This window comes from Paludibacter sp. 221, from assembly GCF_010501035.1.
Classification (GTDB): domain Bacteria; phylum Bacteroidota; class Bacteroidia; order Bacteroidales; family Paludibacteraceae; genus QVMH01.
On sequence record NZ_QVMH01000011.1, the window covers coordinates 37,693 to 62,290 of the forward strand.

Below are 24,598 nucleotides of genomic sequence, written 5' to 3' on the forward strand. Positions count from 1 at the left end.
TTCTTTCATAAATATATAAAAAAACAAAAGCAAAATGGAATTAATATACCGAAACCAGCATTTCAAACGGTTCTACCGTTTGATAAACAAGTATGGAAAACGTGTGAATGTAGGCATGGTGTTGCTAATAGTTGCGTTGGTTACAATGATTATTGCAAACTCGCCCCTACGTGTATGGTACGAAGCATTGTGGAACGTCGAAATCACATTCGGAACATCTACCTTCAACTTTTTCAGTCATGGTGGACACCCGATGACACTTCTCGGCTTCGTAAATGATGCCCTGATGGCTATCTTCTTTTTCTCGGTAGGCTTGGAGATAAAGCGTGAAATGCTTGTAGGCGAGTTATCATCTTTCCGTCAGGTATTGCTGCCTTTCATTGCAGCATGCGGTGGAATGCTTGTTCCTGTACTCATATTTTTCATAACAGGAAAAATACAATCGTTCTCACCCGAAGAGCTTAGAGGTATGGCCATCCCAATGGCTACCGATATTGCCTTTTCGCTTGGGGTTTTAAGCCTGTTCAGCAAGCGGGTACCCGTTTCGTTAAAAGTATTTCTGCTCGCCCTTGCTATTGTCGATGACATTGGAGGTATCATTGTTATCGCAATATTTTACAGTTCATTATCAACCCAATCACTCATATACTTAGGATTGTCGCTTGTTGGATTTACGTTTTTAATACTGGGTAATAGGCTTAGAATCAACAGTAAAGGATTCTATACGATTTTCGGAATACTGATTTGGTATATGTTCCTCCAAGCCGGAATCCATCCTACAATAGCAGGCGTTTTGGTAGCATTTACCGTTCCGGCACGCCCGTACCTCAACATAAAAAGATACACATCCGGGTTGCAACGCGATGTAGACCTCTTAAAATCAACAATAAGGCATTCGCGCGCCGACGAAAACAGTATCATGCTATCAAACCTTCAAATCCGCTATTTATCACGTGTAGAACGTGCATCGGACAGGGCGATAAGCCCCCTTCAGGATTTAGAAGATTCTTTGGGAGGAATTGTAAACTTTTTCATCATGCCCCTTTTCGCATTTGCAAATGCAGGTGTTGTATTCGACCTTTCGGGAGGATTAAGCGCATTATCAGGCATAACACTATCTATTATGCTGGGGTTAATCGTTGGCAAATCGTGCGGCATCTTCTCATTCTCATGGCTGGCTATCAAATTAAAAATTTGCCGCATGCCTGCCGGAATGAATTGGAAAAACCTGTTCGGTATGAGCCTGCTCGGAGGTATAGGATTTACTGTAGCCTTATTCTTAGCCACACTCTCCTACCCCAAAGGCACCGACTTCCTCAATCAGGCAAAATTAGGTATATTATTAGGCTCGTTCATATCGGGAGTACTCGGCTACCTCTTCTTAAACAAGGTACTGCCCAAGTCGGGGAAAGAGGTAAAATAAAAAAAACGAAAAGATTATTAGCATATATAACAGGCTTACCGGAAACAACAACAGGTAAGCCTGTTTCATATAAATCCATTTGCCCATTGTGTTAAATGAAAAAACGGAGGTGAAAAACATAAAACAGATTCTAACTTTTTGTCGTATTTTTGTATTTCTACGAAGAAGTATTGATGAGTAAAAATCCCGAAAATAGTGTAAGTCAACAAGATTCACCAAACGTGAAGTATGTTGATGTAATTGTCCCTCTGCCTTTGGGTGGTACATTTACATACTCCGTACCTCCGCAATGGGCTGATAAAATACGTATCGGCATGCGTGTGGTAGTACCCTTCGGAAAAAAAAAGATGTACACAGCTATTGTATATCTCATCCACTCCAAAGCGCCCGAAATTTACGAAGCAAAAGAGATAATCCATGTTTTGGATGAGCAGCCCGTATTGCGCCATCCGCAAATTAAATTTTGGGAGTGGATTTCGTCTTACTATCAGGCATATCTGGGCGATGTATATCAGGCGGCAGTACCCGCAGGGCTGAAGCTCGAAAGCGAAACCCAGATAAGGATAAACCCCGACTTTGAAGCCACTGAGGCAATGAAACCTCAGGAAGTAAAAATACTGGATGCACTTTCGGACGGAAAAACAATACGAATATCGGAACTAAACAAAACCACCGGAATACGTGATGTAATGCCACCTATCAAATCGCTTTTGGAGCTGGGAGCTATAGAAATAAGCGAGGAACTGACTGAAAAATTCCGTCCTAAAACCGAGGCATACGTCCGGCTAAGCAACTCTGCTACGCAAGAAGATAATTTAAGAAAAGTTTTCGACGAACTTAGCCGTGCTAAGAAGCAACTGGAAGTGTTGATGAAATACATTGAGTTATCGCGCTGCCTTACAAACAAAAAACGGGAAGTAAGCAAAAAAGACTTACTTGAACAAACCGGAGCATCTACTGCTATTTTAAGCAATTTAGTAGAAAAAAACATACTTGAGCTTTATCAGAAAGAAACCGGAAGGCTTGATGTTTCCGAAATACAAACAGCGGAACAATATGCACTGAACGAGTTTCAACAAAAAGCATTTTCGGAGATAGAAAAAACTTTTCTTGAAAAACCTGTTGTATTACTGCATGGGGTAACATCGAGCGGAAAAACCGAGATATACATACACCTTATCCAAAAAGCATTGTCCGAAGGCAAACAAGTGCTTTACCTTGTGCCCGAAATAGCATTGACAACCCAGTTGACCTCCCGGCTGAAACGGGTATTCGGCAACAGGCTCGGCGTTTATCACTCCAAATTTTCGGATGCCGAGCGCGTCGAAATATGGAACAATGTACTGACCGACAAAAGTTACGATATAGTAATAGGGGTACGCTCGTCCGTTTTTCTTCCCTTCCGTAAACTGGGGCTTATCATCGTTGACGAAGAGCACGAAACAAGCTACAAGCAATTTGACCCCGCGCCACGTTACCATGCCCGCAATGCGGCTATAGTACTTGCGGGTATGCACGGAGCTAAAACGCTGCTTGGCACTGCCACCCCTGCAATAGAAACATACTTCAATGCAAAAACAGGGAAATACGGACTGGTGGAACTGAAACAACGGCACGAGGAAATAGCTATGCCCGAAATCATTACGGCCGACCTGAAAGAGGCTTACCGGAAAAAGCAAATGGAAAGCCATTTCACCCCTACCCTGTTAAAAAATATCCGCAAAGCACTCGACAACCACGAGCAGGTAATACTGTTTCAGAACCGGCGAGGCTATGCACCTTATATCGAGTGTAAAGCATGCTCGTATGTACCCAAGTGCAAGAATTGTGATGTAAGCCTTACCGTTCACAAATCATTCAATACACTATCGTGCCATTACTGTGGGTATACCGAGCCTATTCCGGCACTCTGCCCTGTTTGCCAAACACCCAATTTGAACACCAAAGGCTTTGGCACAGAGAAGATTGAAGACGAGATAAAAGAAGTATTTCCCGAAGCACACATTGCCCGGATGGATTTGGATACTACCCGCTCTAAAAAAGGATATGAAAAAATTATTCACGATTTCGAAGAGCATAAAATTGACATTCTGGTAGGTACGCAGATGATTTCGAAAGGCTTGGATTTTGGAGGAGTAAGCCTTGTAGGGGTACTCAATGCTGATAACTTACTGAATTTTCCTGACTTCCGTGCACACGAACGGGCTTTTCAACTAATGGCTCAGGTAAGCGGGCGCGCAGGGCGAAAAACCAAACAGGGAACGGTAATTCTGCAAACATCGTCGCCCGAACATCCGGTTATAAATCAGGTAATACAAAACGATTACGATGCCATGTATGATACGCAATGCGCCGAACGGCAATTGTTTAACTACCCTCCGTATTGCCGTCTGATACAAGTATCGTTGCGCCACCGAGATGCAGGAACAGTTAAAGCTGCAGCAAGCCAACTGGCATCAGCTATGCGGACTGTGTTCGGCAACCGTGTTTTGGGGCCTAACGACCCTCTCATCGCGCGTATTCAGAATATGTTTATCAAGCAGATTTTACTGAAAATAGAACTGAACGCCTCGGCCGAACAGGCAAAGCAGATACTACGCCAACTGACTAATCAGCTACAAACCGAGCCTAAATTCAAATCGCTTTGGATTAACTTAGACATCGACCCTATGTGAGAAGAAACAAAAAGAGAGAAACAATTGCTTGCTTCTCTCTGTGTGCTGGGGTGGAAAACGGGGCTCGAACCCGCGACCTTCGGAACCACAATCCGACGCTCTAACCAACTGAGCTATAACCACCATGTTTTTGCGTGTGCAAAGATAATATAGTATTCGGTTTTGTGCAAACTTTTTCGGTAAAATTATTGCTTTACAATTTTACTATTTCGTACGAGATAGAGTCAGAGCAGTTTATCTTAAGAAAAGAGGCGTTTTTTACATTATCCTTTGCCGCATCCAACGTTATATAACGAACTCCCTGTACGGTAGAATCTTCAAAATAATGGTCGTGCCCGGAAAGCACCATTGATACATTGTATGTCGAAAAAAGCCGGAAAAGAGCATACGTTTCTTCTAACACAAAACTCCCTGTAGTTCCCTGCGAGAGGTCTTTGCAAGTGAAATTGGTGTGAGTAAAAACAATACAATTCCGGTAATTGCGTCTCTCGCGTTCAAGCAAATCTTTGAGCCATACAGTCTGGCTTGTGCCAAGCGTACCACTGCCCGAATCGAGACAGATAAAAATATCCTTATAGTTGGGTGTCGCCACTTCAAAATAATAAATGGAACTACCAAACATTTCTTTATAATACGGCCAACCCTCGAAATACAATTCGTGATTTCCCACACAGGCGGCATGGTTCACCTCAGGAAAATTCCGTAATACAGCACTATAATTCTCATAAGCCTGCTTCTCGCCCGACACCATATCACCGATGGATAAGCAACATACAGCTCCGGCATCGTCATTTACAGCTTGTAAAAACGTAGCTTGGTTAGAAGACAGACCACCCTTGCCGGTATGAAAGTCGGCAGCGGCATAAACCCGATACTCGTCGGCACCTACTGCGAGCGAGCTAAACCCGCAATTGAAATTCTGCGAATTGCTGAATTCATATCTCGAATTAACATTGTCGATACCAATGCCCAATGCCCCTCTGACGTATATAAGTTCGCACGAAGAGAGAAGCAATGCCGACAACAATAAAATAGAATATATCTTGCTCATAGTGTTTTTTTAAAAGCTTAATTCAACACCGCTTTTGAAAAATCCGGCATAGTAATTTGATACTAAATGAAAAAATCCGGCAGGAATAAATCCGGCATCAAGAAACAGGCTTACATTCCCATTAAGCTTATACCTGCCGCCGGCCTTAAGATGAAGAAACTGAACGCGTTCGATGTAAAAATCGTCGATATTTGAAATGGAAAAAATCAAGTTGTACTTATGCTCCTCCTCAAATACGCGTCCCTTTATTTCGTACAAAAAATTCGCACGTTCGTAAATAGCCTTTTCATCATACCTTACATTCCAGTACAACCTGTTTGAAAAGCCCAAGGTCACATCTACATACCGTGTTTTCAGCACTCCGGCTACAGCAACGGTAAACTCCTGTATGTCGTACAAAAAATAATTGCAATAGATATACTTATTGTAAAAACCTGCATCTATCCTTTTTTCTTCCGATACCGTCCACATAAAATCGCCCTGAGCAAAAAACGACCCCAGTCCGGCCGACTGAATCTTGCCTCCGGCATGGACAGAATAAATGTCCTCAAAAGCATAACCCGCTATACAAGCAGCTCCAATGTTATCATGTATAGCCGACGATTTATATTCGAGGTAAGGACGCATGCTCCATTGCGCAGAGATTGTGCCTAAATGAAAAGCAAATAGCAAAAAAAGATAAAACTTATATTTCATTAGCTTCAGTAGAAAAGAGGACTTCAAACACACAACTTTTATATCCATCCGCTTTCCCAAAGCAGATTTTTATCAAGGCAGGTACTTTTTTATGTTAACCAACGTAAACAAAAGTAAAACTTTTTTTCATATTAACAAAAAAGTAAACGTATTTGCAGATAGTGCTTTTAAGGCATATAACTTGTGATGGGAAATCTTTCAAATAGGAATATAGCTTTTTTTAAATCCCGCTAAAATTTGATACTTTTGTTTGTTGTTTCCTTTTTGTCAAAAAATATGGCAAAATAAATCTTCTTAGTTAAAATTTCATTCAACAACCCCCAATATGGATTTTTACGTTTTAAATCCGGAACTTGAACAGCAAATCACAGAAATACGGAGGAAAATCAAACTTTCGATGAACGGTGTGGTATCGGAACAAATGGAGCGCAACGGCATTGTGTACAAACAAAACTATGGTGTTTCAATTCCCCGCCTGCGCGAAATAGCATCGCTATATGCTAAAAACCACGACCTCGCACAACGCCTCTGGGCACTCCATATCCGCGAGACGATGATACTTGCCACTTTGCTCGAACCGGAAGAGAAAGCCACTATCCAATTGGCCGAACAATGGATGAAAGATGTAAACCAAATAGAACTTGTGGAGCAAATTTGTATGAACCTGTTCAGCAAAGCGTCCTTTGCCGAAATGCTTTGTTTCAGGTTTATCCAATCCGGTCAGGATATATGGAAGCAAATTACAGGTTTTACCCTCTCGGCCCGAATATATCAGCAGTTAAGCCAAGACACAATAAAAACTATCGTATCAGAGGGCATAAAAAACTCGGACACTGACAATTTATTCTTATACAAGTCCATTGCATTAAGCCTGAGCCGCTTATTACGTGCGGGGGAAGACGCCGCAAAATATATATTAAAAGAAATAGAGCCAATATCTTCGTCAAATATAAACAGCCAAAAATACATCTGCCACGAAGTAAAAGAAGAAGCTCTCTTTTTGAATATTTTATAGAATGTTTTCAGTAAAATATTGTACCTTTGTTCGGTTCGGTTTGTTTTGTTACGAATACGGAATTTCATCCATTAACAAAGCATACCGGATAAAAATAGATGTGCTAAACCACTGAGGTTTTAAATGAAGGAAGAAAATTCATACGAAAAAGTAAAAGAGGCTTTCACTGAGTTTCTTGTAAAAAACCACCATCGTAAAACTCCCGAACGCTATGCTATTTTAGAAAGAGTATATAAATACGATGGGCATTTCAATGCCGAATCGCTTTACAAGGAAATGCAGGCCGATTACAGGGTAAGCCTGGCTACAGTATACAATACTCTGGAGCTTCTTCTGAACAGCCATCTTATCATTAAGCATCAGTTTGGGCAGCAGGAAGCACAATACGAAAAGGCTTTTGGTGATAAAATACACCATCATCTGGTTTGTACAATCTGCGGTAAGGTAAAAGAGTTTTCGGACAAGCACATCCGCACCGTGATTCAGACAAAACGCTTTGCCTATTTCGAAACAAGCCACTATTCGCTGTACATATATGGGCTTTGCAGTAAGTGTAAACAAAAAAACAGGCAAAAAACGAAGAAATTGGTTTGAATTTTTTCATAGGTTATTTTCAGTTATTTTTCGAAGGGTTTTAATTTAAGTTTTTCGTATAGTAGCGGGCTGCTTGAGAAAAATTTAAATGAAAAGACACGAAAAAGGGCGAAAATGAACATGAAAGAATATCATAAAAAAACTAAACTAAAAATATTCGTAAAATTAAAAACAGTTTCTTTATAATAAACATTGAACTTATCACACAAAAAATTATACAATAAAAAAAATGAAAGCAGATGTTTTGTTAGGTCTCCAATGGGGCGACGAAGGTAAAGGAAAAATCGTAGACGTACTTACTCCTAACTACGACTTGGTAACACGTTTTCAGGGAGGCCCGAACGCAGGCCACACATTAGAATTCGAAGGCAAAAAGTTTGTTTTACGCTCAATCCCATCGGGAATATTCCAAGGCGGCAAAGTTAACATCATCGGAAACGGAGTTGTACTCGACGCAGCTTTATTCAAGGCCGAAGTAGAGGCTTTGGAAAAATCAGGGCATCCGCTTACCGAACGCCTGAAAATATCGAAAAAGGCACATCTCATTTTGCCTACACACCGCTTGCTCGATGCTGCTTACGAATCGGCAAAAGGTACTTCTAAAATCGGTACTACCGGAAAAGGCATCGGCCCCACATATACTGACAAGATAAGCCGTAACGGGCTACGTGTAGGTGATATACTACACAATTTTGATGAAAAATATAAAGCAGCAACCGACCGTCATAAAGAAATTCTGAAACAATATAGCTTTGACTGTAGCAGTTTGCCCGAAATAGAAAAAGAATGGTTCGAAGGAATCGAATGCCTCAAAAGATTTGAACTGATTGACAGCGAGCATTTCATAAACAACTCGCTGAAATCAGAGAAAAAAGTATTAGCCGAAGGTGCACAGGGCACTATGCTTGATATTGATTTCGGCTCATACCCTTTTGTAACCTCGTCAAATACCATTTGCGCCGGAGCATGTACCGGACTGGGAATAGCTCCACGAAGCATAGGCGAAGTATTCGGTATATTCAAAGCATATTGTACCCGTGTAGGTAGCGGCCCTTTCCCTACCGAACTATTTGATGAAACAGGCGAACAAATGCGTAAAATAGGTTTTGAATTCGGCTCGGTTACCGGACGTCCGCGCCGCTGTGGCTGGATCGACCTTGTTGCATTAAAATATGCAATCATGCTCAACGGTGTAACGCAGCTTATCATGATGAAAAGCGACGTATTAGACAGTTTTGAAACGATTAAGGCATGTGTGGCATATAAAATAGATGGCAAAGAGCTTACTGAGTTCCCGTTTGACATTGCGGAGAGCGTAGAGCCTGTGTATGCCGAGCTACCGGGATGGAAAACCGACATGACAAAAATGCAAAGTGAAGCCGAATTTCCTGAAAACTTCAATGCATACATTCAGTTTTTAGAAAAAGAGCTGCAAGTTCCAATCAAAATAGTTTCAGTTGGCCCTGACAGGGCGCAAACTATTTTACGCTGATATTTGTTTTAAAACAGAGATATAAAGCAGAGGCTTTCTTACTATAAGAAAGCCTCTGCTTTTTATATGAAGATTAAACATTTCGGAATATAGCTTACTGATTTATAAAAAGATCTGCCAGATTGTCAAATGGCAGGGATTTTGATAAAACCAAAGGAAGAAACTTAAAAAAACAAAGGATATGTCATACGCTTTTATTATTTTCGTTGCCATTGCTCTTGCAAGCTGGATTGTACAAAACAGGCTACAATCAAAATTCAAACGTTATTCACAGATTCCTATTCCTAACGGAATGACAGGCAGGGATGTTGCGCAAAAAATGCTCCGCGACAATGGAATAACAGATGTATCAATCACTGCAACGCGCGGGCAGCTAACAGATAATTTCAACCCTAAAAATAAGACTGTAAACCTGAGTGAAGGTGTTTACGCATCAAACAGCGTAGCAGCAGCCACGGTAGCTGCTCATGAGTGCGGACACGCCGTGCAACATGCTGAGGCTTATGCACCTCTAAAAATGCGCTCGGCGCTTGTTCCGGTTGTAAGTTTTGCTTCGCAATGGATGAGCTGGGTACTTCTGGCCGGTATTCTTACTATAAATGTATTCCCTCAATTAATGCTGTTCGGGATTATATTATTTGCTATGACTACGTTATTTTCGTTCATTACATTACCTGTCGAAATCAATGCCAGCAAACGCGCTTTAGCATGGCTCGATTCTGCCGGAATCACTAATTACGAAACACACGACAAAGCAAAGGATGCCCTGAAAATGGCTGCATATACCTACGTTATAGCCGCACTGGGGTCACTTGCCACGTTAATATATTACGTTACAATATTTCTCGGAGGAAGGCGAAACTAAAAATTTAGTCTATAGTTATTTTTCCGAAAACCATCTTATATACATTTGTTTCTTTTTGCTCGAAACCCAAAGAGTGATATAGCTTGTTAGCAGCAATTCTCGACGGATTCGAGGTAAGCATAAGTGTGTCGACACCTAAAGACTTGGTAAAAGAGAGAGCGTGTTCCATTATCTTTTTTCCCAAGCCTTTTCCACGGTATTGCTCATCAACCACAACATCTTCTATCCATCCTTTCACTCCTGTGGGGCTTTTGTACGTTCCGATGGTAAGCATACCGGCAACAGAGCCTTCGTCCAGCAACAAAAAGAAATAGCTATTGGGAGAAGAAACGATTTCTTTGAAAAAAGATTCGGAGAATGAGGCCGGACTGTTTGTTAGTTTAGCAATGAGTTTTTCCACAGCGTGGTAATAATCAATGGAAAATTCTCTTACCTCTATAATTTTCATATCTGACATGTTATTTCACTTTTAAAGTACGCAAACAAATTTAGCGTATATTATTTTATCCGGCAAACCGTTTGAAACTACCGAGTAAACTTCCCCATAGTTTAGAAACTGTTTTGATTTTTACGAATATTTTTAGGCCTGTTTTTTTATTCGCATTATTTTTCTACTTTTGCACTCACTAAAAGGCTCCGTAGTTCAGCTGTATAGAACGTCAGATTCCGGTTCTGAAAGTCGTGGGTTAGAATCCCGCCGGGGTCACAAGCTGATTATCAGACTGTTATAGCGATTGAAAAATTACTTTTCAATCGCTATTAATCATTTTAGTAAACAAAGCAACCCCATCTCTGAGCTTTGTAGAGGACATGGAAAGTATAATGTTTACACATAGTTTACACATAATTTAAAAAAAATGATAAGTTTTAAACCAGCAATAAGAAGAATAAAAACCGATGGTTATGCCGCTGTTTATATCCGTGTGGTTAAAAAAAGAGAAATAGGTTATATAAAGACCCAATATATCGTTAGCCCAAAGCAGCATAATAGAACGGAGATTACAGATTATAGCGTTATAGCAAAAATCTATCTTCTTATTGGCGAATATTCCGACAAGGTTAATTCCTTTGATATAAAAAAATTAACAGTTTCAGAAATAATAGAACGATTAACAAGTGATACAGAGGAAATATCATTTATCGACTTCTATGACAAGTACGTACTTTCGATGATTAAGGACGACAGGATAAGACCCGCTGCAAATTACAAGTCGGCAATAAATAGCCTAAAAAAATATACTGGAAAAGAAAATTTATATTTTTCTGATATAACATCAAAGGTTATCAACTCTTGGATAAATACAGAGTTAAAAAACAAAAAAAGAGCAAAAAGCATGTATCCAAGTTGTATAGAAGCCGTTTTTAAGGCAGGCCTAATGGAATATAATGATTATGACAGAGGTATTATTAGAATAAAAAATCAGCCTTTTATGCTCGTGAAGATTCCCAAACAGACACCATCGGAAAAGAAGGCTATTGATAAGGATGATTTGACAAAACTGTTCGATGTGGATATTTCAAAAGCGAAAAACAGAGTAACTACTCCAATGGCAAAAGATGTAGCTTTGCTCATATTTTGTTTAGCGGGCATAAACACGGTTGACCTCTACCATGCAGAAAAGCACGAGCTGATAGACGGTAAACTTTGTTATCGCCGAAGAAAAACAAAAGACAGGCGTTCTGATGGAGCGTATATCGAGATAAAAGTGCCTGAAATAATACATCCATTACTCAACAAATACAAAGGAGAACATAGGTTGTTTTCCTTTTCGGAGATGTACAATACCGAATCTAATTTCAATAAATATCTAAACGAGGGATTACAGGAGTTGTCTGCATTGGCAGAAATAGAAAAGACCACTTCTTACACATTCCGTCATTCATGGGCTACTATAGCAAGAAATGACTGCAGGGCTTCTGAGTCCGATGTCGCATTTGCACTAAATCATTCCTCTGAACACAGAATCACCAGAGGTTATATAAAGACAGATTTTACGCCTATTGACAGGTTAAATGAAAAAGTCATCGAATATGTGTTTAACGAAGAAAATAAAGCTTTAAAATGACTGAATTAGGACGCAACATAAAGAAATTAAGAGAAAGAAATAATTTCACACAAGCTGAATTTGCCCGCATACTTGATATTCAACAAGGAAGTTTATCGGATGTGGAAAGAGGAAAAGTAAAAACACTATCTGACAAGCTCGAAAAAGCAATCAAACGACGCTTCGGAATTACAAAAGAAATACTAATAGGAGAAGAAGCAGATATAGATTTAATAAATATTTATCCTGTTTTTTCCGGTACGTATTTTGGTAAAACTAATAGCTTTAAAATATCAAAGAAAAAGGAATCTGAAAAAATATGCCTTCCATATAGCGAGAATATAGATTTTTGTTTTTTTGCCCGGGGGGATAGCATGAAAGATAAATTAAGTGACAAAAGCATATCTGACAAAGATATGCTTTGCTGCCGAATTGTAGAGAATATACGACATGGAGAAATATATCTCTTAGATACAAAGGAGGGTATTTTTGTTAGGAAAATCACCGAGGGGGATAATGATTTTTTTATCTGCACCCCCCTCAATAGCGACTATAAGCCACATACAATAAACAAGTCGGATATTTATAGTATTGCGCACGTAATAACCGCAATATCAATAAAGCACCTGTAATTACTTGTCCATTATGGTAAATAACGTTTTCGCCGAAAGGGTGAAGGTTTTGATTTCATTCAGCAACTTGTCTATTTCTTCGTCTGACAAATCGCGCTGATACAATTTGCCTATCCCATTAGCGGTATAATTGACAAATCTGGTTATACGAGCCTCATTAATACAGGTCTTTTTTGACAACGGTGTAAACTTTAAAAAAAGAGATTGATGCCGCAAAAGAAAATTTCTAAGCGCATTTTTTTGCTCGGGGGTGTACTTGCTTTGATTGATATTTTTTTGCATAATGCAAAGATATTAAATTGTTTATTTTATAATAATTTTTTATCTGGGAGGGGTATTTCCGATATTACTATCCATGTCAAATAGGTTGCATCTTGTATAGATGTCATTTTTTTAAATGTCCTTTTGTTAAATACTCTCCTGCTTTTTGCATTGCTTTTGACAATTCGGATATATCTGTACATTCGTCTATCATCTCTACATTTTCGAGGTCAGACACTCCATCCGGGTTAAAAGTTATCTCTGCCTTGAAGCGAGGAAAAACAAGCCTTTCGATGAAAGACTTGCCGTTTTCGGTGTATGTTTTAAATTTTTCCATCATACGATATTAAAATATTTTTTGATATAGCTTTGCGAAACACCTGTAAGTTCTGACAATGCTTTTATTTCAGGATGTTTAGCAAATCTTGAAAGGGTATGCCCTTGAAGTTTTTCATCATTCGATTTATTGATATTTGCTCTAAGCTCATTCAAAGAAACATCTGCCGCACTCTCGCTATTCTCTTCCTCTTGCTTGCATACAAATACATCTTTGTCGTAGCTTCCGTCTTTCCAGTCGTTTATGATTACTTCAAAATCAGCAATGTTATATCCTCTTTTTTCGCAGATATATTCTATTTGATTTTCGATAGAAAGAAGCCTGTTGTCTGCACTTTTAACATATAACTCTATATCGCTTGCCCCCCTTAGTTTTTCGTTTGGCTCGTGGTCTGATACCCTTGTTTTAAGTCCGTTAATATAATAATATTTGCTCATTTTTCTTGACAGTTATTTAATATTTCCAACTATTAATAATTACTTTTTGAGCAAAAGTAATCAAAATTAAATTTTTATACATTTATGTATTATACTTTTTAATATAATAAAGTTATTTTTTTCTCGGAGGGGTATTAGTACACCCTCCTGACTTTCATTTTAGCACAATCGTTTATCATACACTCTGAAAATAGTTTTTGAGCGTGCTCTCTGGCTTGTTTTATGTTCGCAAATTGGTATTGTTTTTCGTCTAAAACAGCACTTGAGGTATCTATTTATTGTATATTATATGTTTTCATAATTTTCTACTTTAAAAATTATCATTAAATACAAACCCGCTACCATACGAATATCCATCTAAGAATAAATCGCGAGCAAATGCTTCATAATCAATATAGTATCTAATTTTCTCCGGTACTTCGTGCAAATAACACTCATCAAATAATTCCTGTGCAAAATCCTCTTTGCTGTTATACGAGCCTTGAAAAGAATTTATAAACTTGCCAATTAAATAAACAGCATCACTCCACGAAAAAGAATAGATTTTTAAAAACACTTGAAAGGCTTCTTTTTCTATTTCGCTCAAATCATCCACCGCATCACGAATTTCGAAAAAATCATCAGATAACCAGCTTTCGCTTATTAGCTCGCTTGGTATGTTTTCCCAATCCTGAAACATTAATTCCGGGTCTTCCTCATCCTTGTGTAACTCGCAGCAAGCCTCTTCAAACTCTTCTTTATCGGAATAATCCGAAAGGTCTAACCACTTACCGAAAATTGAACCGTTATTGTACTTAGCGTATGTACCTACATAAATTCGTGCATCTTGTAAAGTAGAAAAATTTGTCATATCTTTGCCCTGAATACGGCAGGGGCTTAATGTTTCCCGTATTTGAGTGATTAAAAATTTAATTTTTACGGTTCTTTGAGGTGTCAGCCTCTTAGAGCCGTTTTTTTTGTTTCCTTGTAAACCCTCCGAGAATAGAATAAAAACCGCTTAAATCCTTATTATTTCCCTTTTGATTACATATCAAAGATACAACAAATATTTATTGTGTGCAAATATTTACACACATATTTTCGTAAATATTGCAATATTTTTTATCCACTCAAACACCGCTTACAAATCACCTGAATTTGTTTTTTTCAAAATATATTTAAATAGAATTGTTTTTTGTTCTATTTTTGTAATAAGTATAAATCTATAAATTAATTGATATGAAAAATAAAAAGGTAGAGGAACTAAAGTACAACAATAACGGGCAGCCCAAAAAGGCATGGAAGCCAAAAGCATATACGCCGGAGACACTAAATGAAGTGTTTGAGTTATACTTAGAAGAAAGAGCAAAAGAAGTAAGATACAGGAACGAGGCCATAAAGTCAGGTGATAGAGCTGGAGAGATAATACAGATACCTATTAATAAATCTTTGAGTTTGGAGTCGTTTTGTGTATTTGCTGATATTATGAGAAATACGTTTTTAGACTACGAAAGACAGAAAGAGTATTTGCAAGTCGCCGCGCGTATCAGGGAGACTATAGAGGCAGACCAGTTAGACGGGGCGACGGTTGGCGTTTACAACCCTTCTATTGTAGTGCGTAAATTAGGCTTAGGTGACAATGTGAACGTATCAACCGAAGGAACGCAGCAAATTCAATTGAATTTAGGTAAAAAAATAGGAATCGACAAAAAATAGCACACACAAAACAAGCGTACTCACTTGATAATCAATTGTTTATACTCTATTATCTTATAATCTGTATTATGTAAAATAGAAAGCTGTTTTTTGAGTTGATTATCACGTGTCTATTTAGCTAAAACAGCATTTACTTGAGGCGTAACGGACTATTTTTCAACAACAGTACCTTTTATCGAAAGAGAATAAAAGTGTCTTAAAATAGCTCTAAATAGTATTTAATGATGTATAGGTGTTTATATCGCAGTATAGTGGTAAATAAGTGTGTAATTCGGAGTATAGGGGGTATTACGGTGCACAGCACCCCCCCCGCCGTTTTACGCAAGAAACGAGGCAGGCTCCTATGACTCCTCCATTTAAATTTTACCCAATTTTTGAGAATCCGTTTTTTTAACATTTAATAATTTACATACTATGCCACCATTAAGAAACGCAACGTCCATTTTAACAGAATGCGCAAAAGAACTCCACTTAAACAAACACTTTAAAGAGGAGGCAAAAATTTTCAAGATGCTTGTTCGTATCGCGAAAAAAAATAATGTTAGAAAATACTAATTATGAAAAAACTCTTATTGCAGATTAGTTCCATATTCTTATTTCCCTTTGTGTTTATATGGAGGGCGATTTTAGTATTCGCAATTATCCCTTTTTACTCTCTGTTTAGAGGCAGGAAAAACAAAGGAAAAACAGGGTATGATAAGATAAGATAGGAAAAAACATTTAATTGTATGATTCATAGACTATTACGAAAACTTAGGATTAAATATATTTAATCGTACGAGAAAGAAAACTTTCTCGTACGATTAAGCCAGCTTAATTTAAAGTGTTAAAATGGGGCGAAAAAAGGTCTTTCAATCAACTATTGTAGATGCTGCAACGGGTGTGATTTTAGAATGTAGAAATACATACGTGAACTCTACTTTGGAGCAGTTCGGGATGTTTAGAACGACAGAAGGTATTGAGTGGCTTTTAAATTTGACCGAGATAGAAATTAAAATCCTTGTACTGTTTCATATTTGGTCTGACGAATCAGGAGCGGTGCAGCTCACTCCTATAAAAAGAGATTTTGTTCTTCGGAAAATAAAAATAAGTAGCCCGACGCTCAGTAAGGCAATATCAGGAATCATCAGGAAAGAGGCTGTAGTAAGGATGGGAAAATATGATTTTGTTATCAACCCTACGACATTCTTCAAAGGCTCAAGCAAGGAGCTAAAAGGAAAGATAGAAAAGTTTAACGAATTAAAGAAAAAAATATATGGTTCAAACAATTCTTGGTAACTGTCCGAGTAAGTCAAATTGCTATAAAATAGTAACCATAGGCGGACATGGCTCTTTAGCCAAAACAAGTGCCTTAAAGAAATACGAGGATAATTTTTATATCCAATGCAACTTATATCGGAATGTAAATATAACCGGATATGTAGAGCTTTACATTGACGTGTTTTATCCAAGCCAGCGAAGCGATTTGGATAACAGCTTAAAGATAGTCCTTGATTGCCTTCAAAAATGCAAAGCCATAGCCAATGACAATAAAGTAGTAAAAATAGTAGCTCGGAAATTCCTCGACAAGAATAATCCGCGAATTGAATTTGAATTAAAAGCGATATAAAAAAGCGTGTTGAATACTTAGAAATACCCTATGGGGCAGGTTATTAAGAAATTTGAGGTAAATGAGTTAACGGAGGAAATGATTCTGTTTTATGAGGAAAATAAAGACAGAGTTAACCCCGTTACAGGAGAAAAAGAAATAATAAAGATATTTAACGAGGGAAGTTCTCGCTCGGGAAAAACATTTTCTGCTTTCGATTTTATCACTTATTTATGCGACAAACAAGAACATAGAGAAAAACCACTAAGTATCTATGTTATACGAAAAACCTTAAAATCTTGCCGAGAGCGTTCATACCATGAAGATTTTGTCGGGCATGCAAAAAACATAGGAACTTATTCAAGAGAATATGCCTTCGGAGAAAGAACATCGCCCGAATTTAATCTTTTTGGAAGTAAAGTTAAATTTATCGGACTTGATAACGATGAAGAGCTGGGGCGAAGTGATATATTGTTTTTCAATGAGGCTTTGGATAACGACGATGAAAAACTCATCAACAGGATGCTCATGCGATGCGAGGTGGCTGCTATATTCGACTGGAACCCCAAATACACCGAACACTTTCTTTTCGACAGAGAAGGTCAATTCAATACGCTGTTCACAAAAACCACGTTTTTGAATAACAGGTTTTTGAAGCAAAAGGTAAAAGCAGGACTTCTGGCTAAATGCCCGTGGAGTTTTGACGATTTTGATTTCGATTCGAAAACATGGAAAAAGCCCAAAAACCCCGATAGAGAAAAATACAAATTGGATAATATCGGAAAGTGGACACAGAAAGAATTAGATGAATACAGAGCACCTAACATATACAACATACAAACCAAAACAGCCGACGAACACGAGTGGATGGTCTATGGAGAGGGCGAGAGGCATCCGGAAGAAGGGTCGGTATTAGAGGCTTACGAGTGGATAGACAAATACCCGGACGAAGCTATGGATGAAACCGCATACGGGCTTGATTTGGGATTTACCGTAGACCCAAGCGTGTTAACTCGCGTAGGGCGCAAAGGGATGGACTTGTATATCGAGTATCTGACATACCAACCCTGCCCGTCGGCTGATATTCTGTTTGACCTGATTGAGCCCATCATTCTTGCCGAGCAGGAAAGGCTAAAGAAGTATACTCTGAATGGGGAGATTGAGGATATAATTATCAGCTCTGAAAGCAATGATAGATATAGAGACGAAAATTATATAGTTTCCATGAACTCATCCATCTGTGTAAAGGGTTATGAAGGCTGGGGATTTGTAAAGATAAAGAAACCCTCTATTGTATCAAGAATCAGCCTTTGTAAACGATTCAGGCTCCATGTGGTTAAAAACAAAAAGGCTGAAAATGAGTTTAATAACTACGTATATCAGGTAATTGAAGGGAGAAAAACAAACATACCAATAGGCAGGCATAATCACGGTATTGATAGTTTTGGATACGCTGTATGGCATAGATTTGCCTATATAGTAGAAGCTATGAACGCAGATAAGCAATAATTAATCATATTTACAACATATTTTACTAATTCTTTCCTCTTTTTCTAAATTTATTCCCATGATATAGATTTTATCTATATTTTTGTAGTAATTATAGGCATTGTAATGAGTTGGATAAAAGATATACTTTCTACAGACAGGGAATGGAAAAGGGGAAGCAAGGAACTTACAGACCTATTTCTTGATAGGATGTCGTCGGAAAACTACTTCATCAATTGTGGCACGATGTCAGGGCGTGATTTAGCGTATAAAAAATGTGGTCTTGTATCCTCCGTCATAGGACGGTGTGCTGAATCTATAGCAAATTTGAATGTATGGGCTTTGGATGAGGACGGAAAGGTCATAAAAACAAAAGAGGCTCAAAATATTTTAAATGAATTAAAACACCCTAATCCAAAGGAGAATTTCAGCACGTTCAGTATGAAATTGGAAACCTTTCTCAAAAAAGAAGGCAAGGCGTATGTGAGAAGGGTTAAAAGCAATTTTTTTAATGAGTCTGATTATTATGTTGTTCCCAATAATCTTATTACGCCCGTATATTCAGATTCATATGATTTGTATTTCAATCGAAAGATAGATTATTGGGAGTTGAACAATGGTACAACAACAAAAAGAATCAACCCGGAAGATATTTTTGTTTTTTACGACAGGAGAATAAGCAAAAATGACAACCACGTACTTGGAGGGAGCAGATTAGAATCGCTGTCAGAAGTAATTTCTACTCTCACGGTTCTTTGGGAAGTAAGCACTGAGCTTTATGGCGACGGAGGGGCTAAAAATATTATATCTCTGGGTGCGGATGATGTTAACTTGTTTACAAGCCCTTTCATGAAACAGGAGCGCGAAACGGTACAATCTGTATTAAAACAATACGGATTCAGGAGAAAGCAATATAAGAATTTAGTAACAAAAGCTAAGGCGGAAGTACACCCGCTAACATCCTCTATCAAAGAATTAGGGCTTACAGATACCATCAGAAATGGAATTATAGAATTATGCAGCCAGTATGTTATGCCTGTTGTTCTTCTTGGAATCGAAGCAAGCAGGTACAAGGCTACGACAGAGGCGAGACAAGAATTTTACAATCAATCGGTAGTGCCAAGCGCGAAATTTATCATTGACGATTATTTATCAATGATAGGTAAAAATAAAATTTCGTTTAGAATAGAACCCGACTGTTCGCATATGGATTTCTACCAAGCATCAAAACAACAACAGGGAGTCGCTTTACAACAAGTTGCGCAAGCTTGCTCTATTGGGCTTCAAAGCGGGTTTATCTCTAAAGAGCAAGCCGAAATACTTGTTGATTCAATCATATAAGATATGAGCAAAGAAATAGAAAACAGAAGGTTCGAAATAAAAAGCGTTGATTTTAACGCCGAATCAAAAGATTTGACAATCAAGGGATACGCGTCGGTCTTTAACACCCCTGATATCAGTCAGGAGACATGGTGCCCAAACGTGAATCGCTGGGTCATAGCTTCTGATATTGTAGAGAAAGGCGCATTTAGGAAAACTATATCCGAAAGGAAAGATAAAATAAAGATTTGCCTTAACCATAATCTACACAATCTTGTTGGGAAATTGATAGAGGCCAATGAAGATGATTATGGGCTTTTTTGTGAAATAAAAATATCGAACGCAGAAGAGGAGCTTAAAACTAAAATACGAGAGGGAATCTACACCGATTTTAGTTTTGGTTTTAAGGTTGTAAAATCAGAATTTGAAGCAAAAGAGGACGAGACATATATACGCAGAGTAAAAGAAATAAAACTATTTGAAATTTCTATTGTAACCTTTCCTCGACACGAGGGTGCTACTATCACTGATTTGAAATCGTTTGATAGCGCAAATCTAATTTTAGATAGTTTGATAAGTATAGAAACAAAAGAAGAACGAAAATACCAGTTGATGCAATTAAAATCACTCATTAAAAATAAGCCGGTCGACCCACTTGAAAAGAAAGAGCCGATAGCAGACAGTCTGGATATAACTAAACTTAAATTTTTAAAGTAATGGAATACAAGAAAATCGACGTAAATGGACTTGAAGGCAAAAATCTTGAATTTGCACAATTCTATAATTCTATGGTGGATGACCTGCAAAGCAAAAACGCCACTATCAGAGAATTAGAAATAAAAATGAATAATCTTGAAGAAGTCAAGACAAGGGTAGATGGGCTTTCAGACATAGAAACAAAAATGAACTCTATGAAAGAAGCCATTAAGACATTGGAGCAAAAAGCGGAAGAAATTATTATCGATTCGATGGACGAATTTGACAAAGAGTTCAAGTCATTCTTTGAGACTGGCGAATTTAAATCGCTAAAAAACAAAGGGGCAACAGCTTCTATGGAAATAAAAGCCCCGACAACCATGCTTACTTCCAATGTATCAGCTCAGGCTCCGTTGTTAGCAAGTCATATGATTGACCGAACTATCCACGAAGCCCCAAGAGAAAAAAATGCTATCTATAACAGAGTTGCCAAAGGCGCAGTATCGGCATCGGTTATCGTTTGGGCAAATCGAATAAACAAAGAAGGAGGTTCTGCCTTTATAGCAGAAAGTACAATAAAGCCTCTTTTGGATTGGGAGTACAAGCAAGAAACCGCTAACGCAAAGAAAGTAGCCGCCTCAACAAAGGTGTCTACTGAAATGCTCGAAGATTACGACTTTATGCTTTCTGAAATTCGAAAAATGATGACAGAAGACTTGAAAGAACAGATTGACATCAAATTGTTAACAGGAGCAGGAGGGGATGAGCCTGTTGGAATGATTTCTATTGCGGGAGGATACGTATCTACGGGACTGGACGGCACAATAACGCTACCGAACGATGCAGATGCTATCCGTGCGGCAGTTCTTCAAATGCGATTGTTGAATTTTTATCCCGACATGGTTTTTTTAAATCCTACCGAGGTGGCACGGATTGACCTGACCAAGACATCTACTGGTAATTATATCAAGATTGAGGTCGAAGGAGTTCTTCGTCAACTGCAGATTGTTGAAACAACGCGCATTGACGCAGGCAAATACCTTTTAATTGACTCTTCAAAATGGAATGTTAGACCTAAGAACCAAGTTACCCTACAGGCTGGTTGGGAAAATGACGATTTCAGAAAGAACTTGGTAACGTTCATTTGCGAGCAAAGAATATTCGACTACTGGAATAGCATTGATTTGGGAGCTTTTATGTATGGCGACCTATCTACCATCAAAGCAGCCCTTGAGGCGTAAGCCTGCTGCTTAATTATCTCGTAATAACAAACATTCAAATTAATTCAAATAAAAAAATAAAATAGACATGGCAAAAAAGGAAGACATCGTAAAGCTTGAAGAAAAAGTAGAGGTTTACGGAACAGGAAAGAGTTCGTTCATGGAAAAAGGGAAGATTTACAAAGTACATCCCATTCATGCCGAAACATTGGTTAAATCCGGTAGAGCCTCGAAAACAGAAGTAAAATAAGATGATTTTTCTCGACCAAACATATTTTCAGGGCGAATTGTACCTTCCCCGCTTAGTCTGGAACTCGGACACGGTTGGGGATGGTGCAGAAGCCATGACCGAAGCACAACAGGAGAATGCTTTATGGTTTATCCATAAGTACGAACCTGAGTTTATGACTAAGCTATTAGGTAAAACACTATACCAAAATTTCCTGAATGGATTAAAACAAACTACTGTAAATCCGATATGGGAAGAGCTTAAGAGTGAGTTGTTCAAACAATCAGGAAAATACAGGTATTCACCATGCGCTAATTATGTGTTTGTATTCATTACCAGAAGAAACACGTCTCAGTCAACGCAGAAAGGAGAAATAAGGCTTAAGGGCACTTATTCTCAGGATGTGTCAAGTAGCGAGCTTCAAATAAAGGTCTGGGGAGATATGCTGGAAGGTGTAAAAGAGTTTTATCGTTTTTTACTGAATAATTGGGACGCTTACAAAGGCTATGCAGATAGCAATTTCTGTCCGCATAACTTTGGTGTATTATGGTATTTCTGATATGATATTAACACACATCGACATAGGAAGCATATTAACACGCCGCGTAAACCTCGAATTGGTAAGGCGCGGAGTGCTGGGTGAGGGGGGTAAGATATTTTATTATGCCGGAAGTCAGAGCGAAATATCCGACATACTAACCAACACCAATAAATCAGCTAAATTTATGTATCCGGCTGTATTCGATATTGTTCCTCAGAAAGTATCTGTATCGGGATTTCAGAGGGAGCATAGCTTTTCTATTTGTATTGTAAACCCTGTTATTCCAAACAGCACCTCGCAAGAAAGGGAGAAGAAAACGTTCAGTCCCTTGCTGCGACCTATATACGAAGAGTTTATAGCTCAGATAATGAAGGCTGAATTTCTTGAAATATTGTCCTATGGCGTTCCGAGCCATGATTATTATGATAATTATGCAACTTCGGACGACCAAGATATGATTCTTGCCAAATACAACGATGTTATATCAGCAATAGAAATACACAATTTAAAATTAACTGTTAATACAAATTTATGCGACGACTTAATAATCAATTTAAAGAAAGAAGGTTGCCGCTAATAAAAAAAGAATAATATGTCATACTTAGGAAGAGTAATAGGTAATTGCCTGTCCAAAACAGGACACACCAAACAAGAGCGTTGCGACGTAATAGAGGAAATTCCGGTAGCTATGCTCTTAGCTCCAAGTGGAACGCCGTTTCCGTTAGACCAAGATGAATTTAACGACAATCTGGCGAGTTACATAAACGAAGGGAAATTAATACCTGTATTAAAGCTTGCCGATGCAGCAGCAGAGGGGGGAGATGCCAATGTTGCACAAGTTGGAAGTTACGGTTCTTCGAGGGTAACTAATATAAATGGTTTTGTTCAAACATTCACGGTAGAAGCCGGAGATTGTATGTTCAAAAATCTGAAAGACCTTGAGGGTAATTGGGATGTATTTCTTGTCGACCGCCACATGAAACTTCGCGGCTATGCCAAAGAAGCAAACGGAACGGCAGGTTTTTATGGGCACGATGCAGATATATTTGTTACTGAAACCCGTGCAAATGCAGGTACTGCGTATAGTATCCTTGTGCGGGTAGGATACGGTGTAAATTACGACCATCAACGTAAAAATCGCCATGTTATAAGCGTAGAAACTATCCCGGAAGGATTAGCCGGAGTGGTAGTAGAGAAAGTATCTACAGGGGTAATCAAAGTAGTGTCGCAATGCGGAGGCACGGATTATACCAGTCTTTTCGCTTCTGCGGTAAGCCCCGAAATGTTTATTAACAAAGCGGGCGAGGCTGTCACTACGGCAACCTACGACGAAGATACAGGCACAATTACTATCGTACCCACTACCTCCCCTATCAGGGTGGCGGGATTAAAGACGCTGATAGATGGAAACGTATTTGGAATCGACGGGGTTAAATATTTTACATCAATAGCATAATGGGAGAAACATTCAGAATCAAACTGGACAAGCAGACCTTTGCTTTTAAAGCACAGGCAGCTATTAGCGCAAAAAGCAAAGAATCGTTTATAAAAGCGATGGTTGAAACGAACGGTCATATCAAAGCAGACAAGGCTAAGTTTGAGAAAGCCTTAGGAGATGCTTATGATACCATTGTTGCAAAAAAAAAGAGTACATAATTCCATTTTTTTAATTGTGTTGTTTTAGGGCAGGCAGTCGGTTTTGTAGGCTTGCCTGCTCTTTTTCTTATTATGATTGATTTAGGAGATATATACAACAATGTTATAACCCTATCGAAAAGGCTTAACAATACAGACAAAGCAGTGGGCGAATATCTGGAAGCAAACGACGGTACGCTTTCTCAGCTCGTGCGAGACCAGCTTCTGTTTGGCAGGGACGCTAACTCAAACGAGATAAAACCAACGTATCGGAACAAGGAGTATGCCGATTTCAAGCAAAGCATGGAACCGAATTACCACTCCCTCATAATAAATAAGAATATGTTTGCCTCAAGGGCGTATGGAACGCCAAACCTATTTCTGACGGGCGATTTTCAAAGAGGCATAAGAGTGGATGCAAGCGGAAAGGGAGTACTCGTTTCGTCGTCGGACGAAAAAAGCAGTATGCTTCTTGGTAAGTACGGCGATATACTTGGCTTTACAAATGAATCAATCGGCATATTTTGGAATAACGGACTGTCAGATTACTTATATAACTATTTTATGAATGGCCTGCAATTGTATTAAAAAAAACAAAGCACTGGAAGACGCTGTAGCAATGGCGCAATCAGAAGCAAATACGGATAAAAAAACCTGTGTAGT

The 24,598-nt window shown here is 38.6% G+C and carries 28 protein-coding genes and 2 tRNA genes; 22 read left to right on the top strand and 8 right to left on the bottom strand.

Going from position 1 to position 24,598, the window contains the following annotated elements; genetic code table 11:
* Nucleotides 1–115 precede the first annotated feature (115 nt).
* A complete protein-coding gene (gene nhaA / locus D0T49_RS04085; protein ID WP_239057002.1) occupies nucleotides 116–1,423 on the top strand; it encodes a Na+/H+ antiporter NhaA in 1,308 nt (435 codons plus the stop codon).
* 173 nt (nucleotides 1,424–1,596) lie between these two features.
* Nucleotides 1,597–4,098 carry a primosomal protein N' gene (gene priA / locus D0T49_RS04090; protein WP_163629318.1) on the top strand — a complete coding sequence of 834 codons (2,502 nt, stop codon included), beginning with the start codon at nucleotides 1,597–1,599 and terminating at the stop codon, nucleotides 4,096–4,098.
* Nucleotides 4,099–4,144: 46 nt separating this feature from the next.
* On the opposite strand, the gene D0T49_RS04095 is transcribed toward priA, so the two are convergent.
* The 3 genes from D0T49_RS04095 to D0T49_RS04105 all read right to left on the bottom strand — a co-directional run bounded on the left by D0T49_RS04095 (nucleotide 4,145) and on the right by D0T49_RS04105 (nucleotide 5,845).
* Nucleotides 4,145–4,221 (bottom strand) — tRNA-His (locus tag D0T49_RS04095).
* Nucleotides 4,222–4,291: 70 nt separating this feature from the next.
* Nucleotides 4,292–5,149 (bottom strand): metallophosphoesterase, encoded by an 858-nt coding sequence (locus tag D0T49_RS04100; protein ID WP_163629319.1) that lies wholly within the window; start codon nucleotides 5,147–5,149, stop codon nucleotides 4,292–4,294.
* 9 nt (nucleotides 5,150–5,158) lie between these two features.
* Complete coding sequence (locus tag D0T49_RS04105) at nucleotides 5,159–5,845, bottom strand: hypothetical protein (RefSeq protein ID WP_163629320.1); 687 nt, start codon at nucleotides 5,843–5,845, stop codon at nucleotides 5,159–5,161.
* 325 nt (nucleotides 5,846–6,170) lie between these two features.
* On the opposite strand from D0T49_RS04105, the gene D0T49_RS04110 reads away from it, so the two are divergent.
* The 4 genes from D0T49_RS04110 (at nucleotide 6,171) to D0T49_RS04125 (ending at nucleotide 9,811) form a co-directional block, all read left to right on the top strand.
* Nucleotides 6,171–6,860: a DNA alkylation repair protein gene (locus tag D0T49_RS04110; RefSeq protein WP_163629321.1), complete on the top strand. Its 690-nt coding sequence runs from the start codon at nucleotides 6,171–6,173 to the stop codon at nucleotides 6,858–6,860.
* Between the two features lie 123 nt (nucleotides 6,861–6,983).
* Nucleotides 6,984–7,454, top strand: coding sequence for a Fur family transcriptional regulator (locus tag D0T49_RS04115; protein ID WP_163629322.1), 471 nt, complete (start codon nucleotides 6,984–6,986; stop codon nucleotides 7,452–7,454).
* Between the two features lie 229 nt (nucleotides 7,455–7,683).
* On the top strand, nucleotides 7,684–8,946 hold the full coding sequence (locus tag D0T49_RS04120) for an adenylosuccinate synthase (protein ID WP_163629323.1): 1,263 nt from the start codon (nucleotides 7,684–7,686) through the stop codon (nucleotides 8,944–8,946).
* A gap of 181 nt (nucleotides 8,947–9,127) precedes the next feature.
* Nucleotides 9,128–9,811 (top strand): zinc metallopeptidase, encoded by a 684-nt coding sequence (locus tag D0T49_RS04125; protein WP_163629324.1) that lies wholly within the window; start codon nucleotides 9,128–9,130, stop codon nucleotides 9,809–9,811.
* A gap of 4 nt (nucleotides 9,812–9,815) precedes the next feature.
* Here the strand turns inward: D0T49_RS04125 and D0T49_RS04130 are convergent, their stop codons facing one another.
* A complete protein-coding gene (locus tag D0T49_RS04130; protein WP_163629325.1) occupies nucleotides 9,816–10,259 on the bottom strand; it encodes a GNAT family N-acetyltransferase in 444 nt (147 codons plus the stop codon).
* 184 nt (nucleotides 10,260–10,443) lie between these two features.
* Here D0T49_RS04130 and D0T49_RS04135 point away from each other — a divergent pair.
* The 3 genes from D0T49_RS04135 (at nucleotide 10,444) to D0T49_RS04145 (ending at nucleotide 12,488) form a co-directional block, all read left to right on the top strand.
* Nucleotides 10,444–10,517 (top strand) — tRNA-Arg (locus tag D0T49_RS04135).
* A 151-nt stretch (nucleotides 10,518–10,668) separates the two neighbouring features.
* Nucleotides 10,669–11,877 carry a phage integrase SAM-like domain-containing protein gene (locus D0T49_RS04140; RefSeq protein WP_163629326.1) on the top strand — a complete coding sequence of 403 codons (1,209 nt, stop codon included), beginning with the start codon at nucleotides 10,669–10,671 and terminating at the stop codon, nucleotides 11,875–11,877.
* Nucleotides 11,874–12,488: a LexA family transcriptional regulator gene (locus tag D0T49_RS04145; protein ID WP_163629327.1), complete on the top strand. Its 615-nt coding sequence runs from the start codon at nucleotides 11,874–11,876 to the stop codon at nucleotides 12,486–12,488. Before D0T49_RS04140 ends, D0T49_RS04145 begins: the two co-directional genes overlap by 4 nt.
* Here the strand turns inward: D0T49_RS04145 and D0T49_RS04150 are convergent, their stop codons facing one another.
* From D0T49_RS04150 to D0T49_RS04165, 4 genes are all read right to left on the bottom strand, one after another.
* Nucleotides 12,489–12,668 carry a hypothetical protein gene (locus D0T49_RS04150; RefSeq protein WP_163629328.1) on the bottom strand — a complete coding sequence of 60 codons (180 nt, stop codon included), beginning with the start codon at nucleotides 12,666–12,668 and terminating at the stop codon, nucleotides 12,489–12,491.
* Between the two features lie 205 nt (nucleotides 12,669–12,873).
* Complete coding sequence (locus D0T49_RS04155; protein ID WP_163629329.1) at nucleotides 12,874–13,089, bottom strand: hypothetical protein; 216 nt, start codon at nucleotides 13,087–13,089, stop codon at nucleotides 12,874–12,876.
* Nucleotides 13,086–13,523 carry a hypothetical protein gene (locus D0T49_RS04160; protein ID WP_163629330.1) on the bottom strand — a complete coding sequence of 146 codons (438 nt, stop codon included), beginning with the start codon at nucleotides 13,521–13,523 and terminating at the stop codon, nucleotides 13,086–13,088. The genes D0T49_RS04155 and D0T49_RS04160 overlap by 4 nt, the downstream gene beginning before the upstream one ends.
* Before the next feature lie 310 nt (nucleotides 13,524–13,833).
* On the bottom strand, nucleotides 13,834–14,373 hold the full coding sequence (locus D0T49_RS04165) for an antirestriction protein ArdA (RefSeq protein ID WP_163629331.1): 540 nt from the start codon (nucleotides 14,371–14,373) through the stop codon (nucleotides 13,834–13,836).
* Between the two features lie 368 nt (nucleotides 14,374–14,741).
* On the opposite strand from D0T49_RS04165, the gene D0T49_RS04170 reads away from it, so the two are divergent.
* From D0T49_RS04170 to D0T49_RS04230, 13 genes are all read left to right on the top strand, one after another.
* Entirely contained in the window at nucleotides 14,742–15,218 is a 477-nt protein-coding gene (locus tag D0T49_RS04170) for a terminase small subunit (protein ID WP_163629332.1), read from the top strand.
* An 831-nt stretch (nucleotides 15,219–16,049) separates the two neighbouring features.
* Nucleotides 16,050–16,496, top strand: coding sequence for a hypothetical protein (locus D0T49_RS04175; protein ID WP_163629333.1), 447 nt, complete (start codon nucleotides 16,050–16,052; stop codon nucleotides 16,494–16,496).
* The gene (locus D0T49_RS04180) at nucleotides 16,474–16,827 is read left to right on the top strand and encodes a RusA family crossover junction endodeoxyribonuclease (RefSeq protein ID WP_163629334.1); all 354 of its coding nucleotides are present in this window, start codon (nucleotides 16,474–16,476) and stop codon (nucleotides 16,825–16,827) included. Before D0T49_RS04175 ends, D0T49_RS04180 begins: the two co-directional genes overlap by 23 nt.
* A 30-nt stretch (nucleotides 16,828–16,857) precedes the next feature.
* Nucleotides 16,858–18,315 carry a hypothetical protein gene (locus D0T49_RS04185; RefSeq protein ID WP_163629335.1) on the top strand — a complete coding sequence of 486 codons (1,458 nt, stop codon included), beginning with the start codon at nucleotides 16,858–16,860 and terminating at the stop codon, nucleotides 18,313–18,315.
* Nucleotides 18,316–18,420: 105 nt separating this feature from the next.
* Entirely contained in the window at nucleotides 18,421–19,635 is a 1,215-nt protein-coding gene (locus D0T49_RS04190; RefSeq protein ID WP_163629336.1) for a phage portal protein, read from the top strand.
* Nucleotides 19,636–19,638: 3 nt separating this feature from the next.
* Complete coding sequence (locus tag D0T49_RS04195; protein WP_163629337.1) at nucleotides 19,639–20,331, top strand: HK97 family phage prohead protease; 693 nt, start codon at nucleotides 19,639–19,641, stop codon at nucleotides 20,329–20,331.
* A complete protein-coding gene (locus tag D0T49_RS04200) occupies nucleotides 20,331–21,551 on the top strand; it encodes a phage major capsid protein (protein ID WP_163629338.1) in 1,221 nt (406 codons plus the stop codon). Before D0T49_RS04195 ends, D0T49_RS04200 begins: the two co-directional genes overlap by 1 nt.
* A 67-nt stretch (nucleotides 21,552–21,618) precedes the next feature.
* Nucleotides 21,619–21,780: a hypothetical protein gene (locus D0T49_RS04205; RefSeq protein ID WP_163629339.1), complete on the top strand. Its 162-nt coding sequence runs from the start codon at nucleotides 21,619–21,621 to the stop codon at nucleotides 21,778–21,780.
* Between the two features lies 1 nt (nucleotide 21,781).
* Nucleotides 21,782–22,318, top strand: coding sequence for a hypothetical protein (locus D0T49_RS04210; RefSeq protein ID WP_163629340.1), 537 nt, complete (start codon nucleotides 21,782–21,784; stop codon nucleotides 22,316–22,318).
* Nucleotides 22,266–22,877 carry a hypothetical protein gene (locus D0T49_RS04215; protein ID WP_163629341.1) on the top strand — a complete coding sequence of 204 codons (612 nt, stop codon included), beginning with the start codon at nucleotides 22,266–22,268 and terminating at the stop codon, nucleotides 22,875–22,877. The genes D0T49_RS04210 and D0T49_RS04215 overlap by 53 nt, the downstream gene beginning before the upstream one ends.
* Before the next feature lie 15 nt (nucleotides 22,878–22,892).
* Nucleotides 22,893–23,756, top strand: coding sequence for a hypothetical protein (locus tag D0T49_RS04220; RefSeq protein ID WP_163629342.1), 864 nt, complete (start codon nucleotides 22,893–22,895; stop codon nucleotides 23,754–23,756).
* Complete coding sequence (locus tag D0T49_RS04225; protein ID WP_163629343.1) at nucleotides 23,756–23,956, top strand: hypothetical protein; 201 nt, start codon at nucleotides 23,756–23,758, stop codon at nucleotides 23,954–23,956. Before D0T49_RS04220 ends, D0T49_RS04225 begins: the two co-directional genes overlap by 1 nt.
* 72 nt (nucleotides 23,957–24,028) lie before the next feature.
* Nucleotides 24,029–24,523 (top strand): hypothetical protein, encoded by a 495-nt coding sequence (locus D0T49_RS04230; RefSeq protein ID WP_163629344.1) that lies wholly within the window; start codon nucleotides 24,029–24,031, stop codon nucleotides 24,521–24,523.
* The last annotated feature ends 75 nt before the right edge of the window (nucleotides 24,524–24,598 follow it).